Origin of the sequence: Moraxella lacunata, from assembly GCF_900453205.1 — a bacterium.
Taxonomy (GTDB): domain Bacteria; phylum Pseudomonadota; class Gammaproteobacteria; order Pseudomonadales; family Moraxellaceae; genus Moraxella; species Moraxella lacunata_B.
On record NZ_UGQU01000001.1, the window covers coordinates 891,093 to 908,666 of the forward strand.

Genomic DNA, 17,574 nt, shown 5'->3' on the forward strand with positions numbered 1-17,574 from the left:
CCATTTTCTTTTTGATTTGACAAATCGTTTTTTGTAATTAATGTGGCAACTCTTTTCTAATCAACGCCGAATATTCTTGCGATGAAATATTACCACGATTACCCAGATGAGCCACTTTGGGATTGGCAAAGGCACTCTTTTTCCAAACGGTCAAATCATGCTTATTATCAATCACCTCTTTATCATACAAATAATCCGCCAGTCTGCCCGAAACGATAATGCGATAATCCATCGGCACATCATCAATCTGACTTGCCATTTTATAAATAACCGTGGTACAGTTACTAAATAACGAGTGATAAAATTTAGGCGTGTCATTTAAGCGATGACCATGATCCAAATAAGTCAAAAACAGATTTTTTATTTTCTCTTTATCATATAAAATAGGATAAACGGATACCTGCTCATCTCTGATATTGGTGCGAGTATAAATCAAATCTCGCTCATCCCCTGCAATGATGGACAAATCATACATTCTAAAAAATCCGCCAATCGTTGAAAACTCCTCGCCAATCTCCTTACGAGTCTCCACCGAAAAAACAAGCCTATCAGTATTACCCGCCCCATCATCAAAGCCAAACGACACCATGATGTGAGCAATGTTATCATTACCCCATGTCGTGCTAATCATATCAAGGCTTGATAGGTGATTGAGATTATAAGTGCGAGTATCCCAACGCTCAGTATAAGTATCGCCATGCCAATCAAAATCACGCACGTTATTTATGGTAATGATGTTATTATTTTGGGTATAAGTGAATTGATGACGAAATTCATCTTGCCATATTCTGTCATTGCTAGGCTTCATGCTAAAAAACCAAGCAAACACAATACCAACAACCAATCCAAAAATGCGTATAGAATAATAACTCAATTTATCAATAATCAGCGGATTGGCAAATTTTTCAATATAACCATCAGGTAAAATTGCAATGATAGATAATAATAAAATAAAGCCAATGATAATATACGTTAATTTACCCAAAGGCATATGCACCCACAATGCCAAACACGTCCATATCGCCAATAAAATAATCATAAAAGCATATAACATAAAAAGTTTGGTCATGGTTTGTCCTTAACATTTTTTATAAAATGGCTGTGGCAAATAGTAAAATTAAGCGGTGTTATGAGATGATAATAAAAACGGGATGTTGCTATCATACCCTAAATTTGCTAAACTTGCATTTATTTTATTTGGAAAATTATCATGATAAAAACTCAAGCCATCGCTGATTTCACTCCTGATGAAAAATTGACCATTTGGGACGTGCGAGATACTGACAGTTATCAGGCAGGGCATATCGCCCATGCCATCAATGTGCCGATTGAGCATATCAATGCCGAGACACTCGCCCAGACCACAGGCGACATTTATGTGTTGTGTGGCGGTGGCACCAAGGCAGGGCGTGCGTGTGAGCTGTTAGAGAGCCTTGACCCGAGCCGTACCTATATCCATCTGACAGGTGGCACTCGTGGAGCCAAGGCATTAGGCTGGACACTCATTGAAAATTGATTTATTAAAAAATATTAAAAATCAATATCTTAAAAAAAATTTTAAAATTTTTTGAAATAAATGATTGACACCGCCCAAAATTACGCTATAATACGCACCACTAACAGCGATGACACATCGCAAATTGGTTGGTAAATCGGGGCGTAGCGCAGCTTGGTAGCGCATCTGCTTTGGGAGCAGAGGGTCGGGGGTTCAAATCCCTCCGCCCCGACCATTTAGGGCCTGTTTGGGCTTTTTTTGTTAGTATCGTAAGTTGAGCGCCTGTAGCTCAGTTGGATAGAGCATCCGCCTTCTAAGCGGGTGGTCGCAGGTTCGAATCCTGCCAGGCGCGCCATTTGCCTGATTATGAATGGCACATCTCATTATGGTGGGTATAGCTCAGTTGGTAGAGCCCCGGATTGTGATTCCGGTTGTCGTGGGTTCAAGTCCCATTACTCACCCCATATTCAAAACCACCCTATTGGGTGGTTTTTTGTGTTTCGCCTTTTTGTTTTTCGCCCATACCCATCTAATAAAAAGGACGAGCTCAGCACGTCCCTACATCTACATATTATTAAATTTATGACAACTTTAAAAGCTCTTTGGTCGCACCTGTCTTTTACTACTTATCTTAAATGACTGACTTCATCCACCAAGTCATCAAGCAGGGCATCAAAAATATCATCGCCTGACAGCTGTTCTAATGGCTTATGGGGCTTATGAGTGGATTTTGGTAGTGATTGCGTTTGTGTCTGCTCTGTCAATGTTTGGTTGGCTTGGCTGACTTGATTATTTTGGTTGCTTTGATTGGTCTGCACGGCATCGTCCATCGTGTCGCTGTTTTTACTAGCCTTGTTATCCATAGCAGATTGTTGGGCGGTGCTAGCACTTCCCTGTGGCTCCGCCCCCACCTCTTGCTGTATTTTCTGCTGTGGTTTTTGCCGTGGCTTTTGCCCTACTATTGGCTCAGGCTTATTTTGCATATCCTTGTCGCTAACATCTCTGGCATCTTTGACATGCCAAAAGCCGTAGCGATTGACCGTCCACCAAGCCAAAAACTTACTGGCGGTAATGCTGTGTAGCTCATCAGGCAGTTTTACCACGTTCAAGCCTAGCTCTTGCCATGTACACTCATCCGTCTCGCCCTGCTCGCACGACTCTTTTGCCACAAAAATCTCATCCAACAAGCCATCATACACCACTCGCCTATCCCACGCTTGTTGGGTCAGGTTCATGCGTGTGAGCTGATAAAACACGCCATCATGCCAAATGACATAACTGCGGTGTTTGGGGTGAACAAAAATTACATCTATCGCTCTGTTGGCAGTGCGACTGGTTGGATTTTTCATGACAGAGACATCAAAAAGGACTTATTTCTATTTTATCAAATTTTTTCATCATTTTAGCAAAATTCTCCCAAAATTCTCCCAAAATATCCCTTGCATTCATGGGGGATTTTGCTATACTGTTATTTATCAACTAAGCGGTATCCTTTTCACACCTTTATTAAGGAGTTTGCCATGTATCAGCACGTGTTACTTGTTACCGACTTAAATGACGACACCGACATTGTCGCCAGTAAAGCCAAATGGATTTTGGATTCATCGCCATCTGCTCAGCTGTCTGTGCTACACGTGGTCGAAGAGACCATGCTCGGCTTCGGTTATGAGCTAATCCCTGCCTCCGCCCTGCACGAAGAGATAGATGATGAGCGTTGCCAAGTGGCTCGCACTCGTCTTGCCGAGGTGTTGGCACGCAACAACCTACACGCCCACAACGCCAAAATCAAAACCGCCATCTCAGGACGTAAAGGCATCGTGGATTACTGCAACACCCACGCCATTGACTTAGTCGTCATCGGTCGCCACAAGCGTACAGGGCTATCAGCATGGTTGGCAGGGGCAACCGCCGACAGCATTTTACCTGATGTGGACGCTGATTTACTCGTGGTGCAGTTGGGCTCAATTGATTAAACTATATCAAAATATTTATCAATAAGGGCAAATTCAGGTTTGCCCTTATTTTTTGTGCCATTTTTAAAAATGCTTATTCATACAAATTTTCTACAACCCCTTTAAAACACCCCTTCCCATTATCACTTTTTTGGGTTTATTTTTCAGCTTTTTCCCATAAAACTTGACAAAATCCCCCCAACCCTTAAAATAGTAGCTTTACCACAACTAGCCAACCGCCATGACCAACACCCAAACTCTCACCCTTATCCAGCCAGACGACTGGCACATTCATCTAAGAGACAATGATGCTCTTGCCACGACCGTACCGCACGCAGCCAAGAGCTTTAACCGCGTCATCTGTATGCCAAACCTTGTGCCACCTGTCAAAACGACCGAACAAGCGACCCTCTACCGTGAGCGGATTTTGACCGCCCTTGATAAGTCGGACGTTCCAAGCCAGCGTAAGGCTGAGTTTGACCCACGCATGGTCTTATACTTAACCGACCACACCACCGCCGATGAGATTGCCCGTGCCAAAGCCTCAGGCATCGTGCAAGCCGTCAAGCTCTATCCTGCGGGGGCAACGACCAATTCGTCAGACGGCGTTACCGACATTTTGGGGCGAGCGGACGTGTTTGAGAGTATGCAAAAACACGGCATTCCGCTTCTTGTGCATGGTGAAGTTACGCATCATGACGTGGATATTTTTGACCGTGAAAAGCGGTTTTTGGACGAGATTTTGTCCGTAATTATCAAAAACTTCCCTGAACTTCGCATCGTCATGGAGCATATCACTACAAGAGACGCTGCCGATTTTTGCCTTGCCCAAGCGGACAACGTGGGGGCGACCATCACGCCACAGCACCTATTATTCAACCGCAATCATATGCTTGTGGGCGGAGTCAAACCGCACTTTTATTGCTTACCAATCCTAAAACGTGCCAACCACCAACACCGCCTGCTAGAAGTCGCCACCTCTGGCAATCCCAAATTTTTCTTAGGCACAGACTCCGCCCCCCACGCCACCCACGCCAAAGAAAACGCTTGCGGTTGTGCAGGGTGCTATTCTGCCCCCCACGCCTTAGTCCTATACGCCACCGCCTTTGAAAGCGTGAATGCTCTTGATAAACTTGAAAATTTTGCCAGTGTCTTTGGGGCAAACTTCTACGGCTTGCCTGTCAATCAAAGCACCATTACTTTGGTCAAAAAAGAACAAATCATTCCTGACAATTACCCCTACCTTGACGGCAAAAGCCTAACTCCGCTACTGGCAGGGCAAACCCTAGCATGGTCGGTACAGTCATGAGTAGTACAACAAACCAACCACCCAAAGACGACAAAAGCCCACTTGCCAAACGCTTTCGGGGCTTTATGCCAGTGGTCGTGGACGTGGAGACGGCAGGATTTAACGCCCAAACGGACGCTTTGCTTGAAATCGCCTGCATTCCGATTTTGATGAATGATGACGGCAAACTCTATCAAGGCGAGCCGTTAAACGCCCATATTGAGCCGTTTGTCGGGGCGAATTTGGAGCCGTCCGCCCTAGAATTTACAGGCATTAACCCCGATAGCCCCTTTCGCAAAGCCATCGCCCAAGACGAAAAAAAGGCAATCCGTCAAATTTTTAAATCCCTAAAAGACACCAAAAACGCTCACGGCTGTCGCCAGTGTATTTTGGTTGGGCATAATGCTCATTTTGATTTGGGTTTTTTAAATGCCGTCATCGCCCGCACCAATTCAAAAAATCAGTCGCCTTTTCATGCGTTTAGCGTGCTGGACACGGCAAGCCTGTCCGCCCTAGCCTATGGGCATACGGTGCTTGCCAAAACTTGCCTGATGGCAGGGATTGAATTTGACAACACCCACGCCCATTCTGCCTTGTACGACACCCAAAAGACTGCCGAGCTGTTTTGTCAGATTTTTAATGAAATGGGTATGCTTGACGTTAAGGGGGAGTGAATTTAAGATGAACTTTTTGTTTATTTGTTCAAAAAATCAATGGCGTAGTCCGACTGCCGAACGAATTTTTGGTTCACACATTGGCATCCATACCCGTTCAGCAGGCACTAGCCGAAACGCTCGCCACAGTGTCAATCACGCCGACATTGAGTGGGCGGATTTGATTTTTGTCATGGAACATAAACACAAAAAACACCTAGCCCAATACTTTGGTAACCTACTGTCCACCAAAACTGTCATCGTGCTTGACATTAGTGATGATTATGGCTATATGGACGATGAGTTGATTGAGATTTTAACATTGAGCGTCTCGCCCTATCTGCCGTCATTAGAACCAACCACTTAACACCACTTAAATAAGGAAAAACCATGCCGTCATTTGACATCGTTTCAGAACTAAACGTCCAAGAAGTGCGTAACGCCATTGGCAACACCGACAAAGAAATTGCCACACGTTTTGACTTTAAAGGTAGTGATATCACGGTAGAGCTTAACGACAAAGCCAAAACCGTAACCATCACTTGCGACAACGAACTGCAAGCAGACAACGTCTATGCCATTTTTGAAAAACAGCTCATCAAGCGTGGCGTGGATTTGCAAAGCCTAGACCCACAGGACAAAGCAGGGTCAGGCAAACACACCAAGCAAGTCATCAACCTAAAAGACGGACTAGACTCAGACACCGCCAAAAAAATCAGCAAGGCAATCAAAGAGAGTGACTTGAAAGTATCAGCAAGCATTCAAGGCGATAAAATCCGTGTGTCCGACAAGAAAAAGGACAATTTGCAAGCGTGTATGGCGTTTTTAAAAGAAAAATCGTTTGGCGTGCCACTGCAATTTAATAATTTTAAAGATTGATAATTTTAAAAATTTATTAAAATTCATCAAGTTATAAACTTTATTAAAATTTTTAAAAATCTTGCTTGACGGATAAAAATAATCTGCTATAATAGCCCCACTTTTGAGAGACACGGTGAAAGCGTTCAAAAGTTGGTAAAGCGATTATCACTAAATTAGTAAGTAATCAGTTTTACATCCTTGTGCTCCATTCGTCTAGAGGCCTAGGACACCGCCCTTTCACGGCGGTAACAGGGGTTCGAATCCCCTATGGAGTGCCACTATTTTAAATCCCCAAGTCATCACTTGGGGATTTTATTTTATCCATTCATTGTTCACTAAAAACACCTTTTAAATTTGCAAAATTACAACAACATTGTCTCTTATAAATTTGCTATAATTTGCCATTCCCGTTTATTCATCAACGCTCTTCATGCCAAAACAAAAGCTCAAAAACTGGCTCCCCACTCCCGAAAAATTGCGTGAAAACCGCATAATAAGCCTGTTCGCTCCGTTTTTGGCTGACCCACGTCTATGGCAGTTAAACCGCAACGCCCTAACCCGAGCGGTGTATGTGGGCGTGCTGTGTGCCTTTTTCCCCCTACCTGGTCAGATGCCCCTTGCCCTGATTGGGGCGTTAATCTTTCGTGCCAATGTGCCGATGAGTGTCGCCTTGACATGGATTACCAACCCTTTGACGACCATTCCGATTTTTTGGTTGGCGTATTCGGTGGGGGCAATGCTACTGGGCGAGCCTGTCATTGGTATTCGGGGCATGGGATTGATTGTGTCAGATTTGACACTATGGGTAACTGGCAACGGTGGCAATCCTTTTGAGATGCACTCGGTGTTTTCCTTTAAGGCGTTTGCGTGGGGACTGCTCGTGTGTGGCATAATTACCAGTGTCGTGCTGGGCATTGCCTTTCGCATATTTTGGCAATATCGTATCGCCAATGATTGGCAAAAACGGCAAGGCTATAACGCCACCGCCCCCAAATTTCGCACCCAAAAAGGACATAAAGCCAGAGAACAGGCAAAAAATGTCGGCTCTGATGATTTTTCTATTTAAGCATTTGTTAATCAACGCTTTACATCATTACACCCACCGCCCAAGGGTTGCATTGACCGCACTTTCAGTTCGCAAAATCCGCTCGCCAAGCGACACCGCACGCACGCCCACACTTGCCAAAAGCTCAATCTCATAAGGCACAAACCCCCCTTCTGCTCCGATGATTATCATATCAGGCAAAGGGTTTTTGTGAATAAACTCCTTAAAACTGGTATCAGCATAAGGGTGAAAGACAAGGGCGGATTTGTGTTTTATCAAGCTAGGTAATGTATCCTGCACAAAGGGCTTAAAGCGTTTGGCAAGGGTGATGGCAGGTGGCACGCTATCCACGCCTTGTTGCAAGCCTTCTAAAACAAACTCATCAAGGCGAGCAAGCAGGGGCGAGCCCCAATAGCTTTTGTCGGTGCGAACAGAATTGATAAGAATAATATGATGAACCCCAAACGCCGTCATGTCCATGATAAGCCGTCTTAGCACCTTAGGGCGTGGCAAGGCAAGCATGACGGTTACGCCGAGTTTGGGCGGTGGGTCGGTGTCTAGGCGGACATTTTCCAAAAGGCAATGCGTGTCATCTATATGAGCAATTTGCCCCCCGCCCATTTTGTCGCCCAATTTGCCGATTTTTAGGGTGTCGCCAACGCTTGCCTTTAACACCGTTTTGATGTGGTTAAGCTGTTCGGCATTGTCAATCGTGGCGGTGGTATCGTCAAAGGTGGACGGGGGCAGGATAATGACATTCATAACAATTTCCTTATCATATCAAACTGCACCTTATCCGCCCCTGCCCGCTCTTGTACCAGTCTTTGACCGCTCTCGCCTGCTTCTTTGGCAAGAATAGGATTATCAAGCCATGCTTTGATATTATCATACAGTCCGTCATTATCGCTTTGTATGAGTACGCCCACATCGGCAAAATCACGCACAATCTCGGCACAGTTTTTGACATACCGCCCCATGATGACAGGCATAGCAAGGCTCACAGGCTCAATGGGGTTATGACCGCCCTTATCCACAAACGAACCGCCCACCACCGCCACATCGGACAATTCATACCATATCATCAGCTCGCCCATGCTGTCCGCCAGATACACCTGCGTACTATCGGCTATCGGCTCGCTTAGGCTACGTCTGTGATAAACAAACTGTGTGCAAAGGCTTGCAACCTCATCAAAGCGTTCGGGGTGGCGTGGCACTAGGATAAGCAGTAGATTGGGGAAAACAGCAAGCAGTCGCTTGTGCGTATCTAGTGCCAACCGCTCCTCGCCCTCGTGCGTGCTTGCCATGACCCAAATGGGACGGTTTTTGGTAAAATTGGTAAAATCGGCAAGGGTTGTCGCTTTGCCAATCTGACCACTCCATTTTAGAGAATACGCCTGCTTGACTTTATCTGGATTTGCTCCAAGTGCGATGAAATTATGATAACTTTGCTCATCTTGGGCGATGATGAGTGATAAGTTTGCCATCATACTTTGGCTAAGACGGGCAAATTTGGCATAGCTGTCAAAGGATTTTTGGGTAAGTCGGGCATTTGCCATGACGCTTGGTATGCCCTGCCTTGCCAATACTGATAGGGTATTCGCCCACAGTTCGGTCTCAACAAACACCGCCATTACAGGGCGAACGTGTACCAAAAACCGCTCCAATACCGCCACATCATCGACAGGGACAAAGCTGTGCTGTACCGATTTGCCAAGTTCATCTTTAAAAAGAATCTCAGCACGGTTAAAGCCCGTCTGCGTGGTACTCGTTATCCACAGATGATAGCCATCAGATAGCATACGCCGAAGTAGCGGATAGGCGGTGTTTAGCTCGCCCAACGACACGGCATGACACCAAATGATGGGCTTGTCATGGCTAATAGGCAAATAACCTTGCCCAAACCGCTCGGCAATCTCACGCTCATAATGGGGTAAGTTGGCTTTTTTGCGTGCCAAAAACAGCCGATACAAAGGACGGATAAGCGTGATAGCAAGGCGATAATATAGGGGCGGACGCATGTTAGGACATCATACTTAGCAAGATAAAGAGCAATACCGCCCCCACGCCTACAGCGATGAACAGCATGCCATAACGCTTGTCCGAGACCATCTCGGTGCGGTAGTCGCTTTTTAGAAGTTCCACTTGATTCATGTAAGCACAGACCTTTTTGGCTTCGGGATGTCCGCCATCGGCTGATTTGCGAAGCCAATGCTCGCCCATGCTCACGTCCATCGCCATACCGCCATCATTGGGGGCAAAGCCTTGATAATACAGACGGCTGAGCAGTTTTTGGGCTCGGATATCGCCCATCTCGGCAGAACGTTTGGTGAGCATGACCGCTTTATTGATGTCCACGCCCATGCCGCGCCCACCAAAATAGTACAGGGCTAGGCGAAGCATGGCAGATGGATTGCCCTGCTTGACCAGTCCCACCAGTAAGGCAAGTGCCTGTTTGCGTGCCTGCACCTGCTTGTCATTGAACACAATCTCATCCATCTGCTTACCTTCGGCGATTTTGGCATCGATAAAAGCATCAAATTTGGTCAGTACTGCTGTCGCCTTTTGGTACTCACTCACGGCATCGCTTGGGGTATTGATGTTGAGCAAATCTTGGTACGCTTCATCAAAGAGCTTGGGCGTGTGCGACGCTCTCGCCCTTTGCTTATAGGCGGACGGGGGTAAGTTTGTGGCATTGGATTGGTGCGGACTTTTGGTTTGATGTGATGTGTTTGGGCTTGCAACATGAGCTTGACTGGCAGACTTGGCAGGTTGCAAGGTTTGCATATCTTGCACAACTGGGGCTGGGCTATGGTTGGTTGGTTGTCCATCCACCATGGTTTGATTATGCAAACTTGTGAAATCATTTTGCCTATCGTTTGTCAAAGGGTTTATTGAATGATTTTGCACGTCGTTATTTAAATGGCTCTTTATACTATCTTGTAAACCATCTTGTGAGCCATTTTGCAAGTCATTTTGTAAAATAACTTGCCCAACTTGCACATCAACCGCTTGCACTGACTTATCTACTTGCTCCAAAAATAGCGGTTGCTCGCTAAACAACTGCTTAGCTCTGTCATCGGCAGTTGGGTCGTGTTGCAACTGTTTAAAACGACTGATAAAATCATGCACCGCCCAATACAGGCTGTCCTCTGCCACGCCCACGCCTTGCCCATTATCATCAAGACCTGCCACAAAGGTGCGGTCAATCGTACCAAACAGTCTTGCCCCGATGACAGGCAGGATAAAAAACCTATCCGCCACCGCTTGCCCTGCCTGCCCCACGCCTTGGCACAACACGCCCATGCCATAATAAAAGCCCTGCAACTGTTCAGCTGTCATCTGACTTTGGGGGTCTGCCCCCATCTGCGAGAACAGGCGAGCATAGACACGGCTAAACCCTTGGGCGGTGTAGACATTCACGGTAGGCTTAACCACTGACTGGGCAAGCTCTTGCTTTATCACCTGCACGACATGATACGCCAAGATGATGATGAGCCGAGCAAAGTCATCATGAGATAGCACACGAGCTTCGCTCACACTCTTGCCTGCCAAGTCCGACTTGACCGCTGATAAGAAGATGTCTAGCAGTTTAAGACTGTCCAAATCCGCCTTGAATGCCGTCTGCTGAGCGATGAGTGTAGACAGTCGCTGATGATAGGCAAAGCGTTTGCCCGTCACACTCATGCCCTGCCACAGCTCATGCACTTCTTTATCAAATTCAAACCACACAAATGGGGCGACACTCATGCTTTATCCCCGAGCATATTATTTAAAAATTCAAGCACGTTTTTGGAGCTTGCTTTTTGTTGCAAGGCGACAAGCTCCGCCTTGACCATCTCTTTATCATCGCCCGACAGCGTGTACCAACGAGCCAGAGCGGACAAGGAGCGAGAAGCCAGCACAGGATTTATCACATCTAAGCGAGCCACTGCCGACAGATACAGCGAAATGCCGTCTTTTGTCCATAACTGAGTGGGCTTGCTTGCCAATCCGCCAAGCGTGGTACGCACACGGTTTGGCGTTTGCCAGTCATAATCCGCCCGTTCCATAAGAGCCTTGATAAACGCCACATCACGGCTGTCCGCCCCTGCTTGCACGCTAAACCATGAGTCAATGACAAGGTCGTTATCATGATATTCTTCATAAAACTGAGCGGTATAATCGTCCGCATTTGGCAAGCCAAACTCAATCATCGCCCCCAATGCCCCGAGCTGTTCACTCATGCAAGTGGCGTTGGTGTACTGGCGTTCGGTGCGTTCGGTCATGTCAAGTTTGGCGGTCAGTGCTAGATTGAGTAGCACATTTCTAAGGAGTCTCACCCCACGAGCGTCAGGCGTGTCCTCATACGGCACGATAGGCAGGGCGTCATACCACACTTGTACATGGTCGGCTAGGGCGTGGGCGATTTGCTCTTTTAGGGCGGTGCGTGTCGCCTTGACCGCTTGTGGGTTGTAGTCCTTATCGTACGCCACCGCAAGCTCGCTTTCGCTTGGCATATCAAACAGGCGAGCGGTCAGCATGGGGTCTTTGTGCATGAGCGTTGGCACGATACGTTTTAGGATGTCGGTCAGCAAGGCGACATTGTCCGATTTGCCAAACAACAGTCTACCCACCAACGTCTGCACCGCTTGCCATTGGTTAAAGCCTTCGTTTTCAAATTGTACGATTTTTACCAAATCTTCATCGGTATAGTCAAATTCTAGCTTGACAGGGGCGGAGAAATTACGCAGTACCGACACCACAGGACGCACCCCGCCCAAATCCAATCCGTCAAAACCAAACGTATCGCTGTCTTTGGTCAAAAGTAACAACTCTTGGGCGAGTAGCTCCCCACTCTCCCCATGAAAAATCGCCACGTCTATCGGTATGGGTAGGGCTTTTGGCTCATCAAATCCTGCCACATGGCGAGTTTGTTGGCTAAATGTCAGTTTGACACTATCATCTGCCACGTCAAATCCGCCCGTCAGCACAGGCGTACCTGCTTGGGTATACCACGCCAAAAAGTCAAGTACACGACCATCGCCCACACTCATCGCCGATAAAAAATCTTCAATGGTAACGGCTTGACCGTCATAGCGGGTAAAATATTCGTCCGTGCCTTGACGGAATTTGTCTTTGCCAAGCAAGGTTGCTATCATACGCACGATTTCCGCCCCTTTTTCATAGACGGTAACGGTGTAGAAGTTGTTAATCTCCACAAAACTGTCAGGACGCACAGGGTGAGCCAGCACGCCTGCGTCTTCTTTGAACTGATGAGCCTTTAAAAAGCCCACGTCATCAATGCGTTGCACCGCAGGCGAGCGATGACTTGATGAAAAACTTTGGTCTCTAAATACGGTAAAGCCTTCTTTTAGGCACAGCTGAAACCAATCACGGCAAGTAATGCGGTTGCCCGTCCAGTTATGAAAATATTCGTGGGCGATGACCGCTTTGACATGAAAGCTCCGCTCATCGGTCGTGGTTTTTGGGCTAGATAATACGCAAGATGTGTTAAAGATATTTAAGCCCTTATTTTCCATTGCCCCCATGTTAAATTGCCCTGTGGCGACAATCATATAACGATCAAGGTCATACGCCCGCCCATAATGCTCTTCGTCCCAGTGCATGGCGTCTTTTAGGGCGGTCATGGCAACGTGGCATTTGTCAATGTCGGCAGGCACGGCGTAGATTTCTAGGAGTACTTCACGCCCCTCACTGGTCGTGTAGTGGTCGCTTATCACCGCCAAATCCGCCACCACGCACGCAAACAGATAGCTTGGCTTTTTGGTGGGGTCATGCCAGACGGCAAAATGTCTGTCATCGCCCACGTCGCCTTTTTCTATCAAATTACCATTGGCAAGCAGTACAGGAAAACGCTTGTCCGCTTCTACTCGGGTGGTGTATTCGGTCAAAACGTCAGGGCGGTCAGGGAAAAAGGTGATTTTACGAAAGCCCTCTGGTTCGCATTGGGTAACAAACATCAGCTCATCGCCCGTACCCGACTGATACAAGCCTTCTAGGGCGGTGTTGGTTTGGGGGGTGATTTTTACGTCAATGGCGACTTTGGCGACATCGGGGGCGTTGTGAATGGTTAGGCTCTCATCATCTAAGGCATAATCATCAGCCGTTAGCACTTTGTCATTGATACTAATATTTAAAAGTTCAAGCTCACGCCCTAGCAGGACAAGTTTGCCGTCATGCTCACGGCTCATGTTTAGCACGCTAGATACGGTGGCGTGGTCATCAAATACTTTAATGTCTAGGCAAATATCATCCACACGATAAGTCGGTGGCGTGTAGTCTTTTAGGTGGATTTTTTGGGGTTCTTTATTGCTACTGGTCATGGTTTTTCCTAGTTTAGGTTTGAATTTAAATCGATAAATTAACACGCCATACTATCAAATTTTTACCATGAAAAAAAGACCGTCTCACCCCCAAAATCACCAATATGGTCATTTATTTTGCCATCGCTTATCAAAAAACCCCAAAAACAGCCAACTTTTCCGCCCAAATACCCCAAAAACAACCCTAAAATGACTTGCTAAGCCCATCAAATTTTGTCATTATAGAGCATGATTTTCTCACATGATTTTGCAAATTGTCATTAAGTAGCAAACTGTGGTAAAATGGTACAATCGTCAAAATAGTTTTATAATTCTTCAATTAAGGAGCATTTATGCTTACTTCTAAAATCTCAAAAGCCCTTGTATTGGCTTTGACTGCCAGCACCCTTATGGTGACAGGCTGTGCCAGCAAAAAGCCAAAATCACAAGTAATTGTTGCCCCCCTAGGTGGTTACGGTGCTAATGGTGGCTATACTGGCGGTGCTTTGGTCAATAACTCAGATGCCATCCAAAACGCCGCTCGCAACATGCAAGGCGTGGTGCATTTTGACTTTGACTCTGACGCCATCCGTGCCGATGCTGCTGCCATCCTAGACCAACAAGCCCAATTCTTGAACGCCAATCAAGGTGCACGCGTGCAAATCGCAGGTCATACCGATGAGCGTGGCACTCGTGAATACAACATGAGCTTGGGCGAGCGTCGTGCCGCTGCCGTTCGTAGCTATCTTGCCAGCAAAGGCGTGAACACTGCCAATGTAGAGATTCTAAGTTTTGGTGAAGAGCAACCTGTCGCCACAGGCTCAAACGAAGCATCATGGGCTCAAAACCGCCGTGCCGAACTAAGCTACTAATTCAATCAGCTTTATAAAATAAACCCAAATCTTGTGATTTGGGTTTATTTATGGCTTGGATTTGGTGGTTTGGTTTTTGTGGCACTTTTTATGTTTTTATAAAAGGAATTTTATCTTTCATCATCTTACGGTCAACCAAATTGAATTTTACCACAAAAAACCGTGATACTTTTTCATTTTGTAGAGCACATCTTTTAACTGTATATTTTTAATGCGTATAAGACAAAAATTCACTTTTATCACTCAAAAAACACCCAGTAATTAGGGCGTGCCTACCCTTTATAACACTAGGGCGTGCCCACCATTGATAACATTTTTACAAAGTAAGATGAAATTTAACGCTTTAATCCATTTTTGCATGAAAAATGGCTAAATCTTATTTTCCATTGCAAATACAAAAAACAGGCACACCCTAATAATTTCTCATTTTAATTGGGCGTTTAGCAAGATTATTTTTAAAAATTTTAACACAAACTCATGGTATGGTTTTCTTATAAAATTGTTGCAATATTGTTCTTTTTTAAATGATTTGTAAAGCCACTATCGCATTTATGATGATTTTAACGTAGAATGTTTTTATGTTGATTATTTTGATTAAAATCAATATCAGTCTTTTTTAATTTAATCCGTCAATTTTTAACTGACACATGAGTAAGGAGTTTTTATGAACCTGATCGACCATTTACAAACCATCGTTACCCCCAAAGTCCTATCCTTGATTGGCGAGCATGGTGGCGATGACACTGCCAAAAGAAATGCATTGACAGAATTGTTTGGGCTGTTTGGCGTGAATCTTGCCAACCCCGACATCGCCTCCCGAGTGCAAGCACTGACTCCTGAACAGCTCGAAGATGGCAACCATGTTCTAAATACTGTTGTCCAAGACACGCAAGGCACCAGTCAAGTGAGTACCTTAAATAACGAGCTTGCTTCTGAGCATGGATTGTCACATACCACCACAGAAGCCTTAACCAGCGCTGCCGCACCACTCATCGTACACGAACTGAACACCTTAGCAGGTTCAAACTCTCTTGCCATTTTCTTGCAAGAAAAAGCAGATGATTTTGCTGGATTTTTGCCTAATTGGGCAGAAAAATTACTGCCAGCAGGACTACTGACAGGCACTGGTGCCTTGGGTGCAACGTCGTTGGCAGACATTACTGCCGATGCCACAAGCACACCTACGACACCAGTTGCACCAACCACCGAAAAAGTCTCAGACCCTGCTACCGCCCATGTAAATGGTCAAGTACAGCCCATCAAAAAAGAAGAAGGTAGCTTTATGAAAGCCCTACTACCCATCATCGGCCTGGTGATTTTTGCAGGGTTGGCATGGCTCTTATTGCGTGGCTGTCAAGAGAAGCCAGCCCCTGTGGCGACACCTGTCACACCCCCTGCCGAGACCGTCCCTGCCAGTGGTGCCGTCGCAGGTTTAGCTCCTGCCACGCTTAACTTTGCCACCGATGAGACAGGTCAAGGCATCTACTCTTGCCGTGGCGAAGCAGGCAGTGAAGGCGTTTTTGCTAATATTCGCACCGCCCTATCAGGCGTGTTCGGTGTCGCCGATGACACATGCCGTCTGAGTGTCAGCTCTGGTGTGTCAGACACGTTCCCTGCCAGCGAGCATTTGATTGACATCTTTAATCTCATGAAAGGCGTACCTAATGCCAGCGTAAGCATCAGCGACAAAACCATCCGCTTTAACGCAGCCAACGCCGATGACATCACCAAACTCATCGATGGCACCAAAGTACTCGTTCCTGCCGACTTTGTGGTCGAAGCGGAGCCACAGCTTGACATCAACAGCGTTGTGACTGACAGCATCAATACCGCCAAAAACGCCATCGCAGGTCTGACCGACACATCTACCGCAGATGACTTAGTGCGTGCATTGAACCTACAAATCATCAACTTTGCCAATGATTCAAGTGAGATTCCTGAGCAAAATAAAGAAATCCTTGGCCTAGCAGCCACCAAACTTGCTAAGTTGCCTGACGCCAGACTAACCATCACCGGTCACACCGACAGCAATGCTTCACATGAATACAACAAAACTTTGTCCGAGCAACGTGCCAAAGCCGTTCATGACTATCTAGTTTCTAAGGGCGTGCCTGATGAGCGTTTGGAGACCTTTGGAGCAAGTTTTGACCACCCTGTAGCAACCAACGCCACCGAGCAAGGTCGCTTCCAAAACCGTCGTATTGAGTTCACACTCATCCAAGACGGCGAGCAAATCGCTGCTGTTGGTAATGCACCGACCAGTCCTGCTACTGCTATCCAAGAGGCACAAGAAGCCCCTGCTGATACGACAGCCGAGACAGCAGAGCCTACTGCTGACACAGCACCAGAGTCAGCGGACGCCCCTGCCAAGAACAAATAATCGGTTTTGACAAAACCGTGGTACAATAAAAGCCCAACATGTCAGTCATGCTGGGCTTTTATGTTTATTTTAAGAATACCAAATCATGCCTACCGTTTCATGCCTACCGTTGTCCTGTTTAACAAACCCTATAATGTCCACAGTCAATTTCGTAAAGACCATGACCAAATGATGACCCTTGCCGACTATTTTGATGACAAAAGTCTGCGTGTGGCAGGACGCTTGGACAAAGACAGCGAAGGACTGCTCGTTCTCACCGATAACGGCACGCTCAACCATTTCATCACCACACCACCCACGCACGGCAAAGCCAAATCATGGGGCAAGACTTATCTGGTGCAAGTAGAATACACCCCAACCGACAACCAACTTCACGCCCTGCGTACAGGCGTGACCCTAAAAGACGGTAAAACCCTGCCTGCCCATATCTTGCACCTAGATGATGACAACCTACCCATTGATGTATGGGACAGACATCCGCCCATTCGTGAGCGTAAAAATATCCCCACCGCATGGCTTGTGATGACCATCTTTGAAGGCAAAAACCGCCAAATCCGTCGCATGACTGCCCATGTCGGTCTGCCTTGCCTAAGACTCATCCGCTTACAAATCGGTAGTGATAAGCTCGGCTGGCACGTTGGCGACTTGGCTGTCGGGCAAAGCAGACGTATTCATATCAGCCATGATGAGCTGACACGAATACTGCGGGGCTGATTGGATAATCCT

The 17,574-nt window shown here is 46.4% G+C and carries 16 protein-coding genes and 4 tRNA genes; 14 read left to right on the top strand and 6 right to left on the bottom strand.

The features are described 5' to 3' along the window. Positions 1-37 precede the first annotated feature (37 nt). On the bottom strand, positions 38-1,069 hold the full coding sequence (locus tag DX073_RS04225; RefSeq protein WP_115005837.1) for an Lnb N-terminal periplasmic domain-containing protein: 1,032 nt from the start codon (positions 1,067-1,069) through the stop codon (positions 38-40). A 141-nt stretch (positions 1,070-1,210) separates the two neighbouring features. On the opposite strand from DX073_RS04225, the gene DX073_RS04230 reads away from it, so the two are divergent. From DX073_RS04230 to DX073_RS04245, 4 genes are all read left to right on the top strand, one after another. Continuing rightward, positions 1,211-1,516 carry a rhodanese-like domain-containing protein gene (locus DX073_RS04230; RefSeq protein WP_115005839.1) on the top strand — a complete coding sequence of 102 codons (306 nt, stop codon included), beginning with the start codon at positions 1,211-1,213 and terminating at the stop codon, positions 1,514-1,516. Positions 1,517-1,653: 137 nt separating this feature from the next. Next, positions 1,654-1,730: transfer RNA gene (locus DX073_RS04235), tRNA-Pro, on the top strand. Between the two features lie 43 nt (positions 1,731-1,773). After that, positions 1,774-1,850: transfer RNA gene (locus tag DX073_RS04240), tRNA-Arg, on the top strand. Between the two features lie 33 nt (positions 1,851-1,883). Further along, positions 1,884-1,959: transfer RNA gene (locus DX073_RS04245), tRNA-His, on the top strand. Between the two features lie 162 nt (positions 1,960-2,121). On the opposite strand, the gene DX073_RS04250 is transcribed toward DX073_RS04245, so the two are convergent. Beyond that, on the bottom strand, positions 2,122-2,844 hold the full coding sequence (locus DX073_RS04250) for a hypothetical protein (protein WP_115005841.1): 723 nt from the start codon (positions 2,842-2,844) through the stop codon (positions 2,122-2,124). A 171-nt stretch (positions 2,845-3,015) separates the two neighbouring features. Between DX073_RS04250 and DX073_RS04255 the strand changes: the two genes are divergently transcribed. The 7 genes from DX073_RS04255 to DX073_RS04285 all read left to right on the top strand — a co-directional run bounded on the left by DX073_RS04255 (position 3,016) and on the right by DX073_RS04285 (position 7,315). Further along, complete coding sequence (locus tag DX073_RS04255) at positions 3,016-3,468, top strand: universal stress protein (protein WP_029103381.1); 453 nt, start codon at positions 3,016-3,018, stop codon at positions 3,466-3,468. 220 nt (positions 3,469-3,688) lie between these two features. Beyond that, positions 3,689-4,756 carry a dihydroorotase gene (pyrC, locus tag DX073_RS04260; protein ID WP_115005843.1) on the top strand — a complete coding sequence of 356 codons (1,068 nt, stop codon included), beginning with the start codon at positions 3,689-3,691 and terminating at the stop codon, positions 4,754-4,756. Beyond that, on the top strand, positions 4,753-5,409 hold the full coding sequence (gene rnt, locus DX073_RS04265; protein WP_115005845.1) for a ribonuclease T: 657 nt from the start codon (positions 4,753-4,755) through the stop codon (positions 5,407-5,409). The genes pyrC and rnt overlap by 4 nt, the downstream gene beginning before the upstream one ends. A 7-nt stretch (positions 5,410-5,416) precedes the next feature. Continuing rightward, positions 5,417-5,755, top strand: a complete 339-nt coding sequence (locus tag DX073_RS04270; RefSeq protein WP_115005847.1) for a low molecular weight protein tyrosine phosphatase family protein — start codon at positions 5,417-5,419, stop codon at positions 5,753-5,755. A gap of 23 nt (positions 5,756-5,778) precedes the next feature. Next, entirely contained in the window at positions 5,779-6,267 is a 489-nt protein-coding gene (locus DX073_RS04275) for a YajQ family cyclic di-GMP-binding protein (protein WP_065256080.1), read from the top strand. Between the two features lie 184 nt (positions 6,268-6,451). Next, a tRNA-Glu gene (locus DX073_RS04280) sits at positions 6,452-6,527 on the top strand. 152 nt (positions 6,528-6,679) lie between these two features. Next, a complete protein-coding gene (locus DX073_RS04285) occupies positions 6,680-7,315 on the top strand; it encodes a DUF2062 domain-containing protein (protein WP_115005849.1) in 636 nt (211 codons plus the stop codon). 27 nt (positions 7,316-7,342) lie between these two features. Here the strand turns inward: DX073_RS04285 and DX073_RS04290 are convergent, their stop codons facing one another. The 4 genes from DX073_RS04290 to pepN are packed head-to-tail and all read right to left on the bottom strand — an operon-like array spanning position 7,343 to position 13,617. Beyond that, positions 7,343-8,056: a 16S rRNA (uracil(1498)-N(3))-methyltransferase gene (locus DX073_RS04290; protein WP_115005851.1), complete on the bottom strand. Its 714-nt coding sequence runs from the start codon at positions 8,054-8,056 to the stop codon at positions 7,343-7,345. Then, positions 8,053-9,312, bottom strand: coding sequence for a 3-deoxy-D-manno-octulosonic acid transferase (locus tag DX073_RS04295; RefSeq protein WP_115005853.1), 1,260 nt, complete (start codon positions 9,310-9,312; stop codon positions 8,053-8,055). Before DX073_RS04295 ends, DX073_RS04290 begins: the two co-directional genes overlap by 4 nt. Before the next feature lies 1 nt (position 9,313). Continuing rightward, a complete protein-coding gene (locus DX073_RS04300) occupies positions 9,314-11,041 on the bottom strand; it encodes a tetratricopeptide repeat protein (protein WP_115005855.1) in 1,728 nt (575 codons plus the stop codon). After that, positions 11,038-13,617, bottom strand: coding sequence for an aminopeptidase N (gene pepN, locus DX073_RS04305; protein ID WP_115005858.1), 2,580 nt, complete (start codon positions 13,615-13,617; stop codon positions 11,038-11,040). The genes DX073_RS04300 and pepN overlap by 4 nt, the downstream gene beginning before the upstream one ends. Positions 13,618-13,949: 332 nt before the next feature. Here pepN and pal point away from each other — a divergent pair, with 332 nt between their 5' ends. The 3 genes from pal (at position 13,950) to DX073_RS04320 (ending at position 17,562) form a co-directional block, all read left to right on the top strand. After that, positions 13,950-14,468, top strand: a complete 519-nt coding sequence (gene pal / locus DX073_RS04310) for a peptidoglycan-associated lipoprotein Pal (RefSeq protein WP_115005860.1) — start codon at positions 13,950-13,952, stop codon at positions 14,466-14,468. A gap of 664 nt (positions 14,469-15,132) precedes the next feature. Further along, positions 15,133-16,848 (top strand): OmpA family protein, encoded by a 1,716-nt coding sequence (locus DX073_RS04315; protein WP_115005862.1) that lies wholly within the window; start codon positions 15,133-15,135, stop codon positions 16,846-16,848. Positions 16,849-16,947: 99 nt separating this feature from the next. After that, positions 16,948-17,562: a pseudouridine synthase gene (locus tag DX073_RS04320; RefSeq protein WP_115005865.1), complete on the top strand. Its 615-nt coding sequence runs from the start codon at positions 16,948-16,950 to the stop codon at positions 17,560-17,562. The last annotated feature ends 12 nt before the right edge of the window (positions 17,563-17,574 follow it).

What these genes read in the sequence shown, in the direction of transcription:
- DX073_RS04315 (WP_115005862.1), top strand. Translation starts at nt 15,133, where the DNA reads ATGAACCTGATCGACCATTTACAAACCATCGTTACCCCCAAAGTCCTA.
- DX073_RS04230 (WP_115005839.1), top strand. Translation starts at nt 1,211, where the DNA reads ATGATAAAAACTCAAGCCATCGCTGATTTCACTCCTGATGAAAAATTG.
- DX073_RS04320 (WP_115005865.1), top strand. Translation starts at nt 16,948, where the DNA reads ATGCCTACCGTTGTCCTGTTTAACAAACCCTATAATGTCCACAGTCAA.
- pal (WP_115005860.1), top strand. Translation starts at nt 13,950, where the DNA reads ATGCTTACTTCTAAAATCTCAAAAGCCCTTGTATTGGCTTTGACTGCC.
- pyrC (WP_115005843.1), top strand. Translation starts at nt 3,689, where the DNA reads ATGACCAACACCCAAACTCTCACCCTTATCCAGCCAGACGACTGGCAC.
- DX073_RS04270 (WP_115005847.1), top strand. Translation starts at nt 5,417, where the DNA reads ATGAACTTTTTGTTTATTTGTTCAAAAAATCAATGGCGTAGTCCGACT.
- DX073_RS04295 (WP_115005853.1), bottom strand. Translation starts at nt 9,312, where the DNA reads ATGCGTCCGCCCCTATATTATCGCCTTGCTATCACGCTTATCCGTCCT.
- rnt (WP_115005845.1), top strand. Translation starts at nt 4,753, where the DNA reads ATGAGTAGTACAACAAACCAACCACCCAAAGACGACAAAAGCCCACTT.
- DX073_RS04225 (WP_115005837.1), bottom strand. Translation starts at nt 1,069, where the DNA reads ATGACCAAACTTTTTATGTTATATGCTTTTATGATTATTTTATTGGCG.
- DX073_RS04250 (WP_115005841.1), bottom strand. Translation starts at nt 2,844, where the DNA reads ATGAAAAATCCAACCAGTCGCACTGCCAACAGAGCGATAGATGTAATT.
- DX073_RS04300 (WP_115005855.1), bottom strand. Translation starts at nt 11,041, where the DNA reads ATGAGTGTCGCCCCATTTGTGTGGTTTGAATTTGATAAAGAAGTGCAT.
- DX073_RS04275 (WP_065256080.1), top strand. Translation starts at nt 5,779, where the DNA reads ATGCCGTCATTTGACATCGTTTCAGAACTAAACGTCCAAGAAGTGCGT.
- pepN (WP_115005858.1), bottom strand. Translation starts at nt 13,617, where the DNA reads ATGACCAGTAGCAATAAAGAACCCCAAAAAATCCACCTAAAAGACTAC.
- DX073_RS04290 (WP_115005851.1), bottom strand. Translation starts at nt 8,056, where the DNA reads ATGAATGTCATTATCCTGCCCCCGTCCACCTTTGACGATACCACCGCC.
- DX073_RS04285 (WP_115005849.1), top strand. Translation starts at nt 6,680, where the DNA reads ATGCCAAAACAAAAGCTCAAAAACTGGCTCCCCACTCCCGAAAAATTG.
- DX073_RS04255 (WP_029103381.1), top strand. Translation starts at nt 3,016, where the DNA reads ATGTATCAGCACGTGTTACTTGTTACCGACTTAAATGACGACACCGAC.